The following is a 15,782-nucleotide window of genomic DNA, read 5'->3' on the forward strand; positions in this document are numbered from 1 at the left end:
CCGTCGTGGTTTGTCGCGCAGTTCCCCGCGCCCCTCAGGGGCGTTGCCGTACCGGTCGTCCGGACCGTGACGTGGCTCAGGTGGCCGGTGCCTCCAGCTTGCTGATGCGTATTGCCCCTCGGGGCTCCCCCGGGTGGGCGCTGGTCAGGGTCAGCCGCAACCGGGAACCTCGTACCGCGTCGAAGGTGACGACGGTCGGCGCGTCCGAGGCGGTGGCCCAGTCCACGGACGCCGCCGTCACCGGCACGTACCTCCGGCCGTCCCAGACCTCGGCGTCGATCGAGGCGGGCAGGGTGTGCGTGGCGTCCACCGTGAATGAGATCTCCATCCGGTCGAAGGTCCGCGCCCGCCCGAAGTCCACGGACACCCAGTCCTCGGGGCGAGCTCCGCCGAAGGCGGGGAGCAGGGCCGTGGCCGACTTGAGGAAGCCGTTCGACCAGCCGGTGGCCGGGTCGCCGTCGAGCATGGCGGCGGGGAGGGTATCGGGGCGGCCGGAGTAACTGGCGTCCGCATGCGGGAAGTCGGTCGGCGCCCGGTGGTCCGGCTCGAACGCCGCGGCCGGGGTGAGCGCGGCCGAACGGGCAGGGGTCGCCCGCACGCTCACGTTCCCCGCCCGCAGGCCCTCGGCCCGCGCGGTCACCTTCAGGGCGCCCGCCTTCGTGCCGGACCGTACGATCGCCAGCGCCTTGCCGTGGAAGGCCGTACGCGTACTGGCCTGGTAGCGCTCGGCGCTCTCCTCCCGCCCGTTGTCGAGCCCGGCGAGCGAGCCGCCCGTCACCTCGAAGGCGATCAGGTCCTCGGCGTCGGGCACCACCACACCCCGGGCGTCGACGACCTCGGCGGTCACGAAGACCAGCGAACGGCCGTCGGCGGCGAGGGACTTGCGGTCGGCGGTGAGCCGTACGGCCTTCGGTGCACCGGCCGTGCGCAGCACATCGGTGGCGACGACCTTGCCGTCCCGTCGGGCCACCGCCTTCAACTCGCCTGCCCTGTACGGCACTTTCCAGGTCAGATGGAGCTTGCCCGCACTGCCGTTCGGGCTGGTGTAGCTGCCGGGATAGGGACCGTCGGTGAAGGTCTTGTCGTCGCCGGTCGCCTCGGTCGTCTCCAGGTAGGGCCGGCCGTCGACGGTCTTCTTGGTGTCGAACGTCCGCGTGCCGAGGGACTTTCCGTTGAGGAACAGCTCGACGGTGTCGACGTTGGAGTACGCCCACACCTCGACCGTGTCGCCCTCCTGGTGGTTCCAGGTCATCGGCAGCAGATGGACCATCGGCTCGCCGACCCACTGGCTCCGGAACAGGTGGTACATGTCCTTCGGGAAGCCGGCCGTGTCGACCGCGCCGAAGAAGGAGGCCTTGACCGGGAAGACGTCGTACGGCGTGGGCTCACCGATGTAGTCGATGCCCGACCACAGGAACTGCCCGGCGAACCACTTCCGGTCCCGGTCCTTCTTGTGCCCGTACTCGCCGCTCATGGTCCAGGAGGCGAGGTTGTTGTCGTACGACGAGGTCGCCCGCCTGCCCGGCGTGTGGTTCTCGCCGGTGTTGAGGTGTTCCGGCTCCTGGTACGTCCCGCGCGTCGAGGTCTCCGACGACGACTCGGACTCGAAGAGGAACAAGTGCGGGTAGGCGGCGTGCAGCTCGTCCACCGACTTGGCGGTGTTGTAGTTGAGGCCGAGGCCGTCCAGCTTGGCCAGGATGAGGTCGGCCGGGGAGCCCTTGGCGGGCACGCGGCGGTGCCGGTCGGAGCCGATGACGAGCGGGCGGGTGTCGTCGGCGGCCTTGATGGCGCCGATGACCCGGTCGGCCATGGCCAGCCCTGCGGTGGACGTGGAGTCGGGGACCTCGTTGCCGATGGACCACATCAGCACGGCCGGCGAGTTGCGGGCCGCGAGCACCATCTCGGTGGCGTCCTTCTCGCACCACTCGTCGAAGAACCGGCCGTAGTCGTACCGCGTCTTGCCGGTCTTCCAACAGTCGAACGCCTCCACCAGCATCACGATGCCCAGTTCCTCGCAGACCTGGATCATCTCCGCCGAGGGCGGGTTGTGGGAGGTGCGGAAGGCGTTGACGCCCATCGACTTCATGATGGTCATCTGCCGGCGGACGGCGTCGATGCTGACGGCGGCGCCGAGGGCGCCCAGGTCGTGGTGCAGGTCGACGCCCTTGATCTTGGCGTAGGAGCCGTTGAGGTGGAAGCCCTCGCCCGGGTCGAAGCGGAAGGTACGGAAGCCGAAGCCGGTGCGGTACGTGTCGGTGATCCTGCCGCCGACACGCAGTTCGGTCTTCAGGGTGTAGCGGTGGTGCGGGGTGTCGAAGTCCCACAACTTCGGCTCGGGGACGGCGAGTTCGTGGGTCTCGGTCGCCTTGTCGGTGACGGGGACCGTGGAGGACGTACGGGCGACGGTACGGCCGCCCGGATCGACGATCCGCGAGACGACCTCGACGTCCGTGCCGCCGCCGGAGGCGTTCACCACCGCGGTCCGCACCCGTACGACGCCCCGCTCCTCGGTGATCTCCGGTGTCGTGACGTACGTGCCCCAGCGCTCCACGTGCACCGGCTCGGTGACGACGAGGCGGGCCTCGCGGTAGATGCCGCTTCCCGAGTACCAGCGGCTGCTGGGGAGGCGGTTGTGCACCTTGACCGCGAGCACGTTCTCGGTGCTGCCGTCGGTGTGCACGAGGTCGGTGAGATCGAAGGCGAAGCCGGTGTAGCCGTAGGGGTGGCGGCCGACCTCCTTGCCGTTGCAGTAGACGTACGAGTCCATGTAGACGCCGTCGAACTCCACCGATATCCGCTTGCCTGCGAGGCCGGGCGGCAGGGTGAAGGCGAGGCGGTACCAGCCGAGCCCGCCGGGGAAGAAGCCGGTGCCGCTGGTGGTGCCGTGCTCGGTGGTCGGCGCGAACTCGATGCTCCAGTCGTGCGGCACCGCGACCTCGCGCCAGCCCGAGTCGTCGTAGCCGGGCTCGGCGGCGCCCGCGTACGCGCCGGTCGGGTCGGTGAGGCCGCCCGGGTTCACCAGGGCGAAGCGCCAGCCGTCGCGCAGCGCGACCGTGCGGCGGCCGGGACCGGCACCGCTGGATTCGGCGCCCTCGGCGGCCCGTGCCGTCGGGGTGGTCAGCAGCGCTCCGGCCGCCGGGGCGGCCGTGGAGGCGAGCAGTAACGATCTACGACTGACTGTCATGGGCGGCTCTCCCTCATCAGGGCGCAGAAGTACTCACAACTGATCGTGAACAAACAGATTCTGACGGGGTGGCACGCCATACCGTCAAGGGTGCGCACGGGAGTTCCGGGGTGCGTGGGCAGCCGACGCACTAGCCTGGAACGATGAACCCGGAGTATCCGTTCGACGACGCCGCGACAGCCCGGGCCGTCATCGACGACGACGGCAAGATCGTCGAGTGGAACGCCGGGGCCGAACGGCTGCTGGGCCACCGGGCCGCCGAGGTCGTGGGGCGCCCCGCCCTGGATCTGCTGGCCGGCGCGGGGCGGAGCGGGTCCGTCGCGCCGGAGAGCGACCGCTGGGACGGCACCGTCACCCTGCGCCATCGCGACGGCGGCGCGGTGTCCGTGTGGCTGCTCGCCCACCGCCTCCGGCCGAACGACGACGGCCCCGACCACTGGCTCGTGGTCACGCCGCTCGAAGGGGACGGCCCGAGCTCGCCCGACGACCCGCTCGACAACATCGGTCTCCTCGACTCCCCCTGTGCCATCGCGATCTACGACGACCGGCTGCGGCTGCGCCGGATCAACGCCGTCATGGCGGAGATCCTGCGGCTCTCCGAGGAGCATGTGCGCGGGCTGCGGGCGCCCGAACTGACCGGCAAAGCGCAGAGCACGGACATCGAGCAGTACCTCCTGCGCGTGCTCACCACCGGCCGGGGCACCGACGTGCAGACGTACGTTCCGGTCGGTGGGGACAGGACGTACGCCTGGCTGGCCCGCATGGCCCCGATCACCGACAGCGAGGGGCGGGTGCGCGGCGTGTCCGTCGCCGCGCACGACTTCACCGAGCAGTACCTGGCCCGGGAACGGCTGCAGCTGGTGAACGAGGCCAGCGTCCGGATCGGCACCACCCTGGACGTGACCCGGACGGCCGAGGAGCTGGCGGAGATCTGCGTCCCCGCCCTCGCCGACTTCGTGAGCGTCGACCTGCTGGACCCTCCGGAGCACGGCGGCGAGTCGCCCACAGGCCGGCTGACCGCCCCGGTCAGCCTGCGCCGGGCCGCCCACCGGTCCGTCAACCCGGGCAACCCCGAAGCCGTGGCCGAACCGGGACATGTGGACGTGTACCCCACCCCGTCGCCCCAGGCCGACGCGCTGCTGGCGGCCCGCACCATCGTGGCCTCGACGTCGACCGGCGACCTAGCCCAGTGGCTCGCCTGGGACCCGGCACGCGCCGAGCGGATCAAGGAGCACGGCATCCACACGACGATGTCCGTACCGATCCAGGCCCGCGGCACCACCCTCGGCGTCGCCGTGCTCACCCGGTTCAAGAACCCCGACCGCTTCACCCCCGACGACGTGCTGCTGGCCGAGGAGATCACGGCACGCGCGGCGGTCTGCATCGACAACGCCCGCCGCTACTCCCGCGAACGCGAGACCGCCCTCGCCCTGCAGCGCAGCCTGCTGCCCCGGTCCCTGCCGCGCACCGCGGCGCTGGAGGCGGCCTCGCGCTATCTCCCGGCGGCGCGGTCGGGGGTGGGCGGCGACTGGTTCGACGTGATCCCGCTGTCCGGGATGCGGGTGGCGATGGTCGTCGGGGACGTCGTCGGCCACGGCGTCGCGGCGTCGGCCACCATGGGCCGGCTGCGCACGGCGGTGCGCACGCTGGCCGACATCGACCTCGCGCCCGACGAACTGCTCACCCACCTCGACGACCTGGTCGTACGCCTCTCCGAGGAGGCGGGCACCGACGGCAGCCCCGGTGAGGTGGGCGCCACCTGTCTGTACGCGGTGTACGACCCGGTCTCCCGGCGCTGCACGCTGGCCCGGGCCGGACACCCCTCGCCCGTCATGGTCCCGCCGGGCGGCGAGCCGGAGGAGATCGAGCTGCCCGCCGGGCCGCCGCTCGGGCTGGGCGGGCTGCCGTTCGAGTCAGCCGAGCTCGAACTGCGCGAGGGCACGGTGCTCTCCCTCTACACCGACGGCCTGATCGAGAGCCGCGAGCGCGACGTCGACACCGGTCATGCCCTGCTCCGCGAGGCGCTGTCGGCCTCCTCCGGCTCGCTGGACGAGACCTGCGACCACGTCCTGCACGCCCTGCTCCCGCCGGCCGGCGCCGCCGACGACGTGGCCCTGCTGCTGGCCCGCACCCAGGGACTGCCCCCCTCGCAGGTCGCGACCTGGCACATCCCGGCCGACCCGGCACTCGTCGCGCCCATCCGCAAGCAGGTCATGGAGCAGCTCGACGCCTGGAATCTGAGCGAGGCGACGTTCACGGCCGAGCTGGTGGTGAGCGAGCTGGTGACGAACGCCATCCGCTACGGCACCCCCGGCATCCGCCTCCGGCTGATCCACGACGCGGCCACGCTGATCTGCGAGGTGTCCGACACCAGCCACACGGCACCGCATCTGCGCCGCGCCAAGATCTTCGACGAGGGCGGCCGCGGGCTGCTGCTGGTCGCCCAGCTGACCCAGCGCTGGGGCAGCCGGCACACGGCGGACGGCAAGACGATCTGGGCGGAGATCGGGCTCCTCGACGAGGAGTGAGCAGTCGGCGGCAGAACATTGAGTACTCGGCGGCAAAACGGGGAGTCGTCACCAACATGGGACGTGCACGGGCATTCCACGCCTTACACCGAGCGACCCCTCTGGTGAGCGCCGTCGCGCTGGTGGCCCTGCTGGCCGCCTGCGACAACGGCGCCGACTCGTCGGGCGCTGTCCAGACACCGGTCGGCACGAGCAGCCGTACGACCGGACCCGGCACAGCCGGCAGCGGGACCCCTACGACCGAGCCGAGCACGGCCGGCACCAAGAGCCCCGCGACCGAGCCGACCGGCTCCACCACCCGGTGCCACACCTCCGAGCTGCGCGCCGCCATCGGCCGCCCCAGCCCGGGGGCCGGACAGCGGAACTTCCCGATCGTGCTGACCAACACGGCCGACCGGACCTGCACCGTGCGCGGCTATCCGGGTGCCGCCTTCGTCGACGCCTCCGGCAAGCAGCTCGGCCCGGATCCGAAGCGCTCTCCCGACACACCCACCACCGTCACACTGGCCCCGGGTCGGAGCGCCTGGGCCGGGCTGACCTTCGCCAGCCCCGAGATCAGCAGGGCCCGTACGGCCACGCCCGAGGCACTGCTCGTGACGCCGCCGGACGAGCGGGACTCGATCGAGGTGGCGTGGACGGCCGGTGAGGTGCCCGTGGCCGGAAACGAGTCCTCGGTCTTCCTGACCGTGGTCCAGCCCGGCACGGGTGGTTGATCCCTCCCGGCCGGGGGCGCTCACAGGGCTCTTACCTCAGCCTGTTTTCATGTGCGGGCACGTCTTCGATCACGTCTTGAAGGACCCGCTCTGAACGCCCCGCTCGCCGAAGCACTGTCCGTGGCCCTGCTCATCGCCGTACTGTTCGGGGCCGTTCTGCGCCCGTTCGGCCTTCCGGAGGCCGCGGTCGCGGTACCGGCCGCGGGGGTGGCGATCGCGACCGGGGTGATCTCGCCGGCGCATGCGTGGGCGGAGGTGGAGCGGCTCGGGCCGGTGGTCGGTTTCCTCGCCGCGGTGCTGGTCCTCGCCCACTTCTGCGATGTCGAGGGGCTCTTCCGGGCCTGCGGGGCCTGGATGGCCCGCTGGGCCGCGGGGTCTCCCGGACGGCTGCTGACCGCGGTGTTCGCGCTGGGCTCGGCGATCACGGCCGTGCTCAGCCTGGACGCCACGGTGGTGCTGCTGACGCCGGTCGTGCTGGCCACCGCCGCCCGGGCGGGCGTCCGCGCCGAACCCCACGTCTACGCCTGCGCGCACCTGTCGAACACGGCCTCGCTGCTGCTGCCGGTGTCCAACCTCACCAACCTGCTGGCCTTCGAGGCGAGCGGGCTGAGCTTCACCCGGTTCGCGGCGCTGATGACGCTGCCCTGGCTGGCCGCGATCGGCGCCGAGTACCTGGTCTTCCGGCGCTGGTTCGCCGACGAGCTGATGGCGCCGGTCCACACGCCCGACGCCGGGAAGGCCCCCGAGCTGCCGCTGTTCGCGCTGGTCACCGTGGGCTGCACGCTGGCCGGGTTCGTCATGGCCTCGGCAGTGGGCGTCGAGCCGGCGTGGGCGGCGCTCGCGGGGGCACTGGTGCTGGCCGGGCGGGCGATCGTACGGCGCCGGGCCTCCCCGCTCACCGTGGTGCGGGCCGCCACACCGGCGTTCCTGGCGTTCGTGCTCGCGCTCGGCGTCGTCGTGCGCGCCGTGGTCGACCATGGGCTCGCCGACGCGCTCCGGCAGGTGCTGCCGGACGGCTCGGGCCTGGCCGCGCTGCTCGGCATCGCCGCGCTGGCCGCCGTACTGGCGAACCTGATCAACAACCTGCCCGCCGTGCTGGTCCTGCTGCCGCTGACCGCCCCGGCCGGGCCCGGCGCGGTGCTCGCGGTGCTGCTCGGGGTGAACATCGGCCCGAACCTGACGTACGCCGGCTCGCTGGCCACCCTACTGTGGCGGCGCATCGCGCACCGGCACGGGCACGAGGTCGCCGTCGGCGAGTTCACCCGGCTCGGGCTGCTCGCGGTGCCGGCCGCCCTTGTCCCGGCCGTGGTGGCGCTGTGGGCGTCGCTCCAGGTGGTCGGAGGCTGAGTCGTGGCGGACCGGCCGACCGAGCCGGGCAGCGATCAGCCGGGGCAGCGATCAGCGGTCAGCCGCGACCGCCACCACCCTGGCCGTAACCGCCGTAACCGCCATACCCGTATCCGCCGTATCCGCCGTAACCTCCCCCACCGGACCCGCCGTACTGGCCGTCCGACGAGCAGGAGTAGGGGTGGTAGTAGCAGTACGGGTCGGTCGGGTACGGGCTCGTGGGGGTCGGCTGCGAGGTCGACGGGGGCGCGGACGGCGTCGGGGTGGGCGTCGGTGTCTTCGACCGCTTGGGCGTCGGGGTGGGGGTCGGCGTGGGCTTCGGGGTCGTCAGCTGCGGAGTACGGGCGACCGTGTCCCAGTTGACCGCCTCCATCTGGAGTTCGGCCTTCGAGGTGTCGATCACCCAGTGCTGGGCGTCGCCGTCGTCGTCACGGGTCTTGAGGACCAGTGCTCCCGAGCCGTCCGTGGCGGCGGGGCTGAGGGCCAGTTCCTGGTTGAAGCGAGGCACCAGGGTGCCCTGGAGGGTGAAGTCGTAGCGGACGTTCTTGGTGTCGGAATCGGCGGCATCCGTGCACGGGGCCAGCCGGACCGAGTAACCGAGGTGGGAGTCGAGGCACAGATCGGGGTCCGCGCCGCTGCGCAGCAGGCCGTCGGTCTCGTATGACCACTGCTGGCCGGCGGCCGAGGAGCAGGTGGCGAGCTCGGTCTCCGCGTTCTTGACGGCCTTCCCGCCGACGATGCCGACGCACAGCCCGGATCCGATGTTGTAGAGCCGGCCCCGCAGATCGCCCTTCGCGGCCTCGGCGGCGCCCGCCCAGGACGGGTTGCTGCTGGCGGAGCCCGCGTTCGAGCCGGGCGCTTCGGAGGGGCGCTCGCCCGCGGTCGGAGTGGAATCTCCGGAGCCGACGACGGACCAGACGACGAGCGGGAGGACGACGAGGGCGCTGACGGTCGCGACGGCCGCGGTGAGGTTGCGGCGCCGGGCGGCACGGCGGGTGGCCTTGAGGGCGGCGCGTCTGGAGCAGCTGCGCGGGGCGCCCGGACCGGGGGCGGTGGTGGCGTCGGTGCGCGGGGCGGTCCGGCGTGCGGTGCGGCGTGCCCGTCGAGGGCCTGTCTGTGCAGGCGGGGCGACCACGTCCGCAGCGGAGAAGGGCCGGCCCGCGGGGGCGGGCGCCCCTGGAGCGGGCGTGGGAGCCTCGCCCCCGAAGGCGAAGTTCTCTGCCGCGGGCGCGCGCCCCTCGCCCGCGAAGGCATCTGCGGCAGGGGCGAAGGCGCCGCCCTCGGAGAAGAAGGACTCGCCCGCGAAAGCCGCTGTCGGCGTCGGCTCGGCCTCGGCCGGCTTCTCGGCCTGGCTCGCTCTCGATTCCAGATAGGCTCTCGCGCCCCAGCCGAGCACCGCCTCGGCCAGTGCGACGCCGAGCCCCGCGTTGAAGAAGTGCAGCTGGCCTGCGGTGTCGCTGCAGTGCCCGCAGCGCTCCAGGTGCTCGCGCAGGTCGGGGTCGACGTCGACGCCGCCGCGCCGGTAGGTCACGTCCAGCATCCGCAGGTAGCTACGGCACTCCTGTTCCGGGGCGAGTTCGCGGTGGACCTGGAGGCACTCCTCGCGCAAACGCTCGTGGGCCCGGCCGAGTTCGACCCGGGCGTCCTCCTCGTCGAGGCCGAGGAGTCCGGCGGGTATCGCCAGCGGTTCGGCCTCCACCTCGCTGTGCCACAGCAGGCAGCGGGCGGACTGGGGCAGCCGCTGGAACGCCCCGGACAGCAGGCGGCGGTCGGCCGGGGGCAGCAGCCGGGCGGAGACGCGCTCCCCGCTGCCGGGCTCGGTCCGCAGCTCGGGATGGAGCAGTTCCTGTCGGCGGTCGGTGTCCCACTCCGCCGCGATCCGGCGCACGGTGACGAGCAGTTGGGGCCGCCACGCCGACGTCGGTCCGGTCTGCCGCAGTGTTTCGCCGAAGAGCCGGGTGAATGCCGCGGTGGTGAGCATGCCGGCGGACCGGGCGTCCGCGGTGCACAGCCGTGCGTAGGCGAAGCCTGCTTCCCAGTGCCGGTCGAGGAGTTCACCGACGGGATGGAGTGCCGGTGTCGCCCCCGTCCACTTCTTCAGTTCGGCGCTCAGCTGAGCGTCGGTCACTTCGAAGAGGCGGGGGTCATGAGGGGAATTCGACGGGCCTGCGTCATGCACGGCGGCATTCCTCCGGAGGGCATGCGGCTTTAATGGTTCATACCAACGGGTATGCTCCGGGCGCGGCTCTTGTGAAGCATGGGGCGTGTGGGAGCGAGGCACACCTTTGCACAGGTCAGGGACAGGGAACAAGCGATTCCAGTTTTTTGTGCATTGCGTGCCCGGCGATCAGGATTTGACGATTGGTCAACAGCCGATCGCAGTCATTTACGGCACATCGTCAGGGCAATCGGAAATGGCATTCACTCAAGGCTCTTCGGGAGCCGATGAAAACCATTGAACGGCCGCGCTTCCACCTTTTTGCCTGGTCATACGGACACACGCGCCTTCACCCGGCCTACACAAGTCATGCGCCAACCATTGGGCCACTCGCCCGGTACGCGCCGGGCGGCACCCCGTACCGTTCGCGGAACACCCGGTTGAAGTGAAACGGGCTGGCGAACCCGGAGGCGGCTGCCACGCGTTCCACGGACAGGCCGGTGGTCTCCAGCAGCCGGGCGGCGTGCCGCAGACGTGCCTCGCGCAGCGCGCGCATCGGTGACTGCCCGAGCTGCCGGGTGAAGAGGTGGGCGAACCGGGAGGGCGAGAGCGCGACGTGCTCGGCGAGCGAGCGCACCGTGTGCGGGGCGCCCGGATCGGCGGCGATCAGCGCCTCGGCCCGGCGTACCCGCTCGTCGACGCCGGGGTGGGACGGGGGCGTCCGCGCGGTGCCGGCGGTGAGCAGGACGACCTCTTCCAGTGCGCACAGGGCGAGTTCGCGGGCCGCGGTGCCGTGCGCCACCGCGACCGGCCCCTCCCCCGGCGCCGACGCGGGCGCCGAGGCGGGCGGCGCGCCCGTCCCCGTCCAGCGGGCGTCGGCGAGCATCCGGCGAAAGGCCGCCTCGACACGGCCGTGCACCGCGTCCGGCGTCGGCGTGACGACGTACATCCCCTCGCCGGTGTCGTACGGGCGCAGCCAGGACTGCCAGGAGGAGCGGGCCTGGCAGTGCACCCACCAGAACTCCCAGTGCCGTGCGCCGGGTTCGACCCCGTAGCCGTGCGGGACGCCCGGCGCGAGCACCACCAGATCCCCCGCCCCGGCCCGCGCCTCGGTGCTTCCGTGGCGCAGCCGGCCCCGCCCGCCGGTGGTCCAGGTGAACAGCCAGCTGTCCGCGCCGCGCGGCCGGTCGATGCCGTACCCCGGCGGCTGGTCGAAGTGCCCGACCACCACCAGGCCAGGCGGCGGGGCGGGATCGCCGGGTGCAGCAGTCTCGGGCAATCCGTCAGCGCTCACGGTCATCCTCCTGGGGCGGGCATCGGCCTAGCGTGGCCGGGTGAGCACGCCTGACCGAGGAGTGGACGCATGACAGCCACGGACATCGGCGCCACCGGCGCCCCCATCCTGCCCGAGACCGGGCTCCGCCAGTTTCGCGACGACGGCTTCACGGTCGTACGCGGACTGTTCGGGTACGACGAGATCGACCGGCTCCGCGAGCGGTTCGCGGCGCTGCACGCGGCCGGGCCGGTGGCCGGGCACTTCGAGCCCCGGCCGTCGGACGGCGACCCGTTGCGCGTGTATCCCCGGGTGATGCAGCCGCACGAGATCGACGAGCTGTCGCTGCGGGTGCTGCTCGATGCCCGGCTGCGCAGCGTGCTGGAGGTGCTGCTCGGGGAGGAGGTGCTGGCCGCGCAGAGCATGTTCTACTTCAAGCCGCCGGGTGCCCGGGGGCAGGCGTTGCACCAGGACAACTTCTATCTGCGCGTCGAGCCGGGCACGTGTGTGGCGGCGTGGATCGCGTGCGATGTGATCGACCGGGACAACGGCGGCCTCGAAGTCGTCCCCGGCACCCACGCCATGGACCTGTTCTGCCCGGAAACGGCGGACGCCGACGTGTCCTTCGCGCGTGAGTACGTGCCGCCGCCGCCCGGCCTTACGGCCGTACCCGTCGACATGGAGCCGGGGGACGTCCTGTTCTTCAACGGCAGCCTGGTGCACGGCTCGCAGCCCAACCGCACGGAGGGCCGTTTTCGCCGGTCGTTCATCGGGCACTACGTGGGGCGTTCGACCGAGCGGATCGGCGAGTACTACCGCACGCTGACGATGAGCGGCGACCGCGTCCCGCTGCCGCACAGCGAGGGCTCGGGCCCGTGCGGCACGGAGTTCGCACCGCACGGGCCGCACTGATCCGTCGGCGGCGCCGGTCAGTGACCGATGATCGGATGCGGAGCGTACGGCTGCTGGAGCTCCTCCAACTCCTTCTCGCTGAGCTCCAGTTCGACCGCGGCGGCCGCGTCCTCGATGTGGTGCGGCTTGGCGGCGCCGATGATCGGGGCCGCCACCGTGTCCTGGTGCAGCAGCCAGGCGAGGGCGATCTGGGCGCGCGGGACGCCGCGTTCGTCGGCGACGCGGGTGACGGCCTCGACGACGACCCGGTCGCTGTCGACGTACAGACGGCTGCCGAAGTTGTCGCCCGCACTGCGCTCGGTGACCGTGCCCCAGTCCCGGGTGAGCCGGCCGCGGGCCAGCGGGCTCCAGGGCAGCACGCCGACGCCCTGGTCCGCGCAGAGCGGCAGCATCTCGCGCTCCTCCTCGCGGTAGAGGAGGTTGTAGTAGTTCTGCATCGAGACGAACTTCGTCCAGCCGTGCCGCTCGGCCGTGTACTGCATCTTGGAGAACTGCCAGGCGTACATCGAACTCGCCCCGATGTAGCGCACCTTGCCCGCCTTCACCAGGTCGTGCAGCGCCTCCATCGTCTCCTCGACCGGGGTCTGCGGGTCGAAGCGGTGGATCTGGTACAGGTCGACGTAGTCGGTGCCGAGGCGGGCGAGGCTGTGGTCGATCTCGGACATGATGGCCTTGCGGGAGAGGCCGGCGCCGTTGGGGCCGGGCCGCATCCGGCCGTTCACCTTCGTCGCGAGCACGATCTCGTCCCGGCGGGCGAAGTCGCGCAGCGCCTTGCCGACGATCTCCTCGCTGGTGCCGTCGGAGTAGACGTTGGCGGTGTCGAAGAAGTTGATCCCGGCGTCCAGCGCCTGCCGGATCAACGGCCGCGACGCCTCCTCGTCGAGGGTCCACTCGTGCACGCCGCGGTCGGGGAGCCCGTAGGTCATGCAGCCCAGACAGATCCGCGACACGTCCAGGCCCGTCGAACCGAGCTTCACGTACTGCATCGTTGCTGCTCCTGCCTTCGGGTTGGGGTACCAGGGGGAGCGTACGTGGTCGGGTGCGGGCGAGGCCGGTTCCGTCACGGGTCCAGCAGGTCCAGCGCCCGCTCCCACCCGAACTCCGGCCGCCCGCCGTCCTCCCCCACCTCACCGGCGTACGGCTCCCCGAGGCGCACGCCCATCCCCCGCAGCCGTATCAGGCTGTCCTGGTACGCGGGATGGGCGGCCAGCGCGTCGGCCACGCAGGGCAGGGCGGCGATGGGCACGCCGAGGCCGTGCGCCTCGCACAGGGTGCCCAGGGCGAGGGTGTCGGCGATGCCGGCGGCCCACTTGTTGATCGTGTTGAAGGTGGCCGGGGCGACGACGACCGCGTCGGGCTCCGGGAAGGGCCGTGAGTCACCGGGGCGACGCCAGGCGGAGCGGATCGGGCGGCCGGTCTGCGCCTCGACGGCGGCGGTGTCGAAGAAACCGTTCATGGCGAGCGGCGTCGCGATGACCCCGACCTGCCACCGGCGCTCCTGCGCGGCGGTGATCAGCTTGCCGACGTCCGTGGCGATGCCGGCGGCGCATACGACGACGTAGAGAAAGGGCGCTCGCTCGTCCTGTTCGGTCACCCGCGCACCCTACTCAAGCGGGAAGGACAGCCCTCGTTCGGCCTCGGGGCGCAGGCCGTGGATCCGGCGTTCCTTCTCCTCGATGGGTACGTCGTTGATGCTCGCCTCGCGCCGGGTCATCAGCCCGTGCTCGTCGAACTCCCACAGCTCGTTGCCGTACGACCGCCAGCACTGCCCTTCGGCGTCCCGGCACTCGTACTGGAAGCGGACCGCGATGCGGTTGCTGTCGAAGGCCCACAGGTCCTTGCGCAGCGCGTACTCGTGCTCCCGGGCCCACTTGGCGGTGAGGAACTCGACGATCTCGGCGCGGCCGGTGACGAAGGTGTCGCGGTTGCGCCACACCGAGTCCGCCGAGTAGGCGAGCGCCACCTTGTGCGGGTCGCGGGTGTTCCAGGCGTCCTCGGCGGCCTGCACCTTCCTCGCGGCGCTCTCGCGGGTGAACGGCGGCAGGGGCGGGCGGTCGGTCATGGCGTCCTCCGGGCGGAAAGGGCAGTGCGAACAACGGAGAACGAGCGTTCTCCGCGTGACTGCTACGGTAGGAGAACGCTCGTTCTCACGTCAAGGAGTGGTCGTACATGGACAGCGCAACCGCCCGGGAGCAGGCACTGGACGCCGCGGAGAAGCTGTTCTACGGGCGCGGCATCCAGTCCGTCGGCATGGACGACATCCGGGGCGCGTCCGGGGTCTCGCTGAAGCGGCTCTATCAGCTCTTCCCGGCGAAGGAGCAGCTGGTGGAGGCGTATCTGGAGCGGCGCGACGTGCGCTGGCGCGGACAACTCGCCGCCTCCGTGGAGCGACAGGCGGACCCCGAGCTGCGGATCCTCGCCGTCTTCGACTGGCTGGAGGAGTGGTTCGGCGAGCCGGACTTCCGCGGGTGCGCGTGGATCAACTCGTACGGCGAGCTGGGCGCCCGCTCCGAGCGGGTGGCGGACCAGGTCCGGGCGCACAAGCGGGCGTTCCGCGACTACCTCGCCTCGCTGGTGGCGGGGGCGGGGCTGCCCGACGCGCTGACCGGGCCGCTGTTTCTGCTGGCCGAGGGCGCCATGGTCACGGCGGGCATCACCGGCAGTACGCGGCCGGCGGCCGAGGCGCGGGAGGCGGCGCGGTCACTGCTGGCGGCGCGCTGAGGTCAGGCCGCGGCGAGTTCCGTGACGACCGCGCAGGCCCGGCCGAGGGAGACGTCCGCGAGGTGCTCCAGACCGGCCAGTTGGGGCAGGACGTCGATCCGGGTCAGCTCGGCCGCAACGACGTGGAAATTGTCACGGCTGCCATCACAGGCAGCGCGCGGCCGGCGACCAAGGCCCAGGAGGCGGGCACGGACGCTGCCGGCGGCGCGCTGAGGTCAGGCCGCGGCGAGTTCCGTGACGACCGCGCAGGCCCGGCCGAGGGAGACGTCCGCGAGGTGCTCCAGACCGGCCAGTTGGGGCAGGACGTCGATCCGGGTCAGCTCGGCGGCGACGAGGTGGAGGTTGTCCGGCGCCACGCCGAGTCGGCCGAAGTAGGCCCGGAGATAAGGCGTCTGGAAGTCGCAGTGCTCCAGCGGGGCGCCGGGGCCGTATCCGCCGCCGCGGGCCATGACCACGACGACCCGGGTGTGGTGCAGCAGGCTCTCGCCGCTGTCCGGGTCCGAGAACGCGCCGGGGAAGGTCACCCGGTCGATCCAGGCCTTCAGGGACGCGGGCACGGAGAAGTTGTACATCGGGACGCCGAGCAACACCGTGTCCGCGGACCGCAGTTCGGTGAGCAGGGGCAGGGTGAGTTGCCACTCCCTCTCCTCTGCGGCGTTCTCGATCAGCGCCGGCACCTTGTCCGGCGGGACGAAGCCCTCGCGTTCCACCCGGCGGCCGAGGGTGGTGTACGCCGGGGTCAGCGGGGGCACCGGGTCGGCCGACAGGTCGCGGTGGCGGTGGGTGCCGTCGGGGTGTACGGCGCGCCATGTCCTCACGTAGAGGTCGGTCAGCTGCCTGGTCACGGAGTCGGCGGCCAGGTCGGCGCTGGAGTCGATGTGCAGCAGAGTCATGTCGGTCACCTCGGTCGGGTCGGGTTCGTCGTAGGGGTGACGGGACACGACGG

General features: G+C 71.9%; 12 protein-coding genes. 5 read left to right on the forward strand and 7 right to left on the reverse strand.

The genetic code is table 11. The features are described 5' to 3' along the window. Positions 1 to 76: 76 nt before the first annotated feature. Positions 77 to 3,184, reverse strand: a complete 3,108-nt coding sequence (locus PBV52_RS01540) for a glycoside hydrolase family 2 TIM barrel-domain containing protein (protein WP_274236431.1) — start codon at positions 3,182 to 3,184, stop codon at positions 77 to 79. 143 nt (positions 3,185 to 3,327) lie between these two features. Here PBV52_RS01540 and PBV52_RS01545 point away from each other — a divergent pair, with 143 nt between their 5' ends. The 3 genes from PBV52_RS01545 to PBV52_RS01555 all read left to right on the forward strand — a co-directional run bounded on the left by PBV52_RS01545 (position 3,328) and on the right by PBV52_RS01555 (position 7,772). Then, positions 3,328 to 5,712, forward strand: a complete 2,385-nt coding sequence (locus PBV52_RS01545; protein ID WP_274236432.1) for a SpoIIE family protein phosphatase — start codon at positions 3,328 to 3,330, stop codon at positions 5,710 to 5,712. A gap of 56 nt (positions 5,713 to 5,768) precedes the next feature. Then, the gene (locus tag PBV52_RS01550) at positions 5,769 to 6,425 is read left to right on the forward strand and encodes a DUF4232 domain-containing protein (protein ID WP_274236433.1); all 657 of its coding nucleotides are present in this window, start codon (positions 5,769 to 5,771) and stop codon (positions 6,423 to 6,425) included. A 120-nt stretch (positions 6,426 to 6,545) separates the two neighbouring features. Beyond that, complete coding sequence (locus PBV52_RS01555) at positions 6,546 to 7,772, forward strand: SLC13 family permease (RefSeq protein WP_274236434.1); 1,227 nt, start codon at positions 6,546 to 6,548, stop codon at positions 7,770 to 7,772. Between the two features lie 58 nt (positions 7,773 to 7,830). Here PBV52_RS01555 and PBV52_RS01560 read toward each other — a convergent pair whose 3' ends face one another. Further along, a complete protein-coding gene (locus PBV52_RS01560) occupies positions 7,831 to 9,951 on the reverse strand; it encodes a ricin-type beta-trefoil lectin domain protein (RefSeq protein ID WP_373921809.1) in 2,121 nt (706 codons plus the stop codon). A gap of 346 nt (positions 9,952 to 10,297) precedes the next feature. Further along, positions 10,298 to 11,230 carry a helix-turn-helix domain-containing protein gene (locus tag PBV52_RS01565; protein WP_274236436.1) on the reverse strand — a complete coding sequence of 311 codons (933 nt, stop codon included), beginning with the start codon at positions 11,228 to 11,230 and terminating at the stop codon, positions 10,298 to 10,300. Positions 11,231 to 11,293: 63 nt separating this feature from the next. On the opposite strand from PBV52_RS01565, the gene PBV52_RS01570 reads away from it, so the two are divergent. Then, positions 11,294 to 12,115 (forward strand): phytanoyl-CoA dioxygenase family protein, encoded by an 822-nt coding sequence (locus PBV52_RS01570; RefSeq protein ID WP_274236437.1) that lies wholly within the window; start codon positions 11,294 to 11,296, stop codon positions 12,113 to 12,115. A gap of 17 nt (positions 12,116 to 12,132) precedes the next feature. Here PBV52_RS01570 and PBV52_RS01575 read toward each other — a convergent pair whose 3' ends face one another. The 3 genes from PBV52_RS01575 to PBV52_RS01585 all read right to left on the reverse strand — a co-directional run bounded on the left by PBV52_RS01575 (position 12,133) and on the right by PBV52_RS01585 (position 14,177). Next, complete coding sequence (locus tag PBV52_RS01575; protein ID WP_274236438.1) at positions 12,133 to 13,101, reverse strand: aldo/keto reductase; 969 nt, start codon at positions 13,099 to 13,101, stop codon at positions 12,133 to 12,135. Between the two features lie 74 nt (positions 13,102 to 13,175). Then, on the reverse strand, positions 13,176 to 13,709 hold the full coding sequence (locus tag PBV52_RS01580; RefSeq protein ID WP_274236439.1) for a flavoprotein: 534 nt from the start codon (positions 13,707 to 13,709) through the stop codon (positions 13,176 to 13,178). A gap of 9 nt (positions 13,710 to 13,718) precedes the next feature. Continuing rightward, the gene (locus PBV52_RS01585; RefSeq protein ID WP_274236440.1) at positions 13,719 to 14,177 is read right to left on the reverse strand and encodes a nuclear transport factor 2 family protein; all 459 of its coding nucleotides are present in this window, start codon (positions 14,175 to 14,177) and stop codon (positions 13,719 to 13,721) included. A 107-nt stretch (positions 14,178 to 14,284) separates the two neighbouring features. On the opposite strand from PBV52_RS01585, the gene PBV52_RS01590 reads away from it, so the two are divergent. Continuing rightward, positions 14,285 to 14,836, forward strand: a complete 552-nt coding sequence (locus PBV52_RS01590) for a TetR/AcrR family transcriptional regulator (RefSeq protein WP_274236441.1) — start codon at positions 14,285 to 14,287, stop codon at positions 14,834 to 14,836. A 215-nt stretch (positions 14,837 to 15,051) separates the two neighbouring features. On the opposite strand, the gene PBV52_RS01595 is transcribed toward PBV52_RS01590, so the two are convergent. Then, complete coding sequence (locus PBV52_RS01595; protein ID WP_274249216.1) at positions 15,052 to 15,729, reverse strand: FMN-dependent NADH-azoreductase; 678 nt, start codon at positions 15,727 to 15,729, stop codon at positions 15,052 to 15,054. Positions 15,730 to 15,782: the final 53 nt, after the last annotated feature.

The organism is Streptomyces sp. T12 (assembly GCF_028736035.1).
Lineage (GTDB): Bacteria > Actinomycetota > Actinomycetes > Streptomycetales > Streptomycetaceae > Streptomyces.

Excerpts from the sequence above, each read along its gene's own strand:
- PBV52_RS01595 (WP_274249216.1), bottom strand. The coding sequence starts at position 15,729 with ATGACTCTGCTGCACATCGACTCCAGCGCCGACCTGGCCGCCGACTCC.
- PBV52_RS01545 (WP_274236432.1), top strand. The coding sequence starts at position 3,328 with ATGAACCCGGAGTATCCGTTCGACGACGCCGCGACAGCCCGGGCCGTC.
- PBV52_RS01575 (WP_274236438.1), bottom strand. The coding sequence starts at position 13,101 with ATGCAGTACGTGAAGCTCGGTTCGACGGGCCTGGACGTGTCGCGGATC.
- PBV52_RS01570 (WP_274236437.1), top strand. The coding sequence starts at position 11,294 with ATGACAGCCACGGACATCGGCGCCACCGGCGCCCCCATCCTGCCCGAG.
- PBV52_RS01565 (WP_274236436.1), bottom strand. The coding sequence starts at position 11,230 with ATGACCGTGAGCGCTGACGGATTGCCCGAGACTGCTGCACCCGGCGAT.
- PBV52_RS01550 (WP_274236433.1), top strand. The coding sequence starts at position 5,769 with ATGGGACGTGCACGGGCATTCCACGCCTTACACCGAGCGACCCCTCTG.
- PBV52_RS01590 (WP_274236441.1), top strand. The coding sequence starts at position 14,285 with ATGGACAGCGCAACCGCCCGGGAGCAGGCACTGGACGCCGCGGAGAAG.
- PBV52_RS01540 (WP_274236431.1), bottom strand. The coding sequence starts at position 3,184 with ATGACAGTCAGTCGTAGATCGTTACTGCTCGCCTCCACGGCCGCCCCG.
- PBV52_RS01585 (WP_274236440.1), bottom strand. The coding sequence starts at position 14,177 with ATGACCGACCGCCCGCCCCTGCCGCCGTTCACCCGCGAGAGCGCCGCG.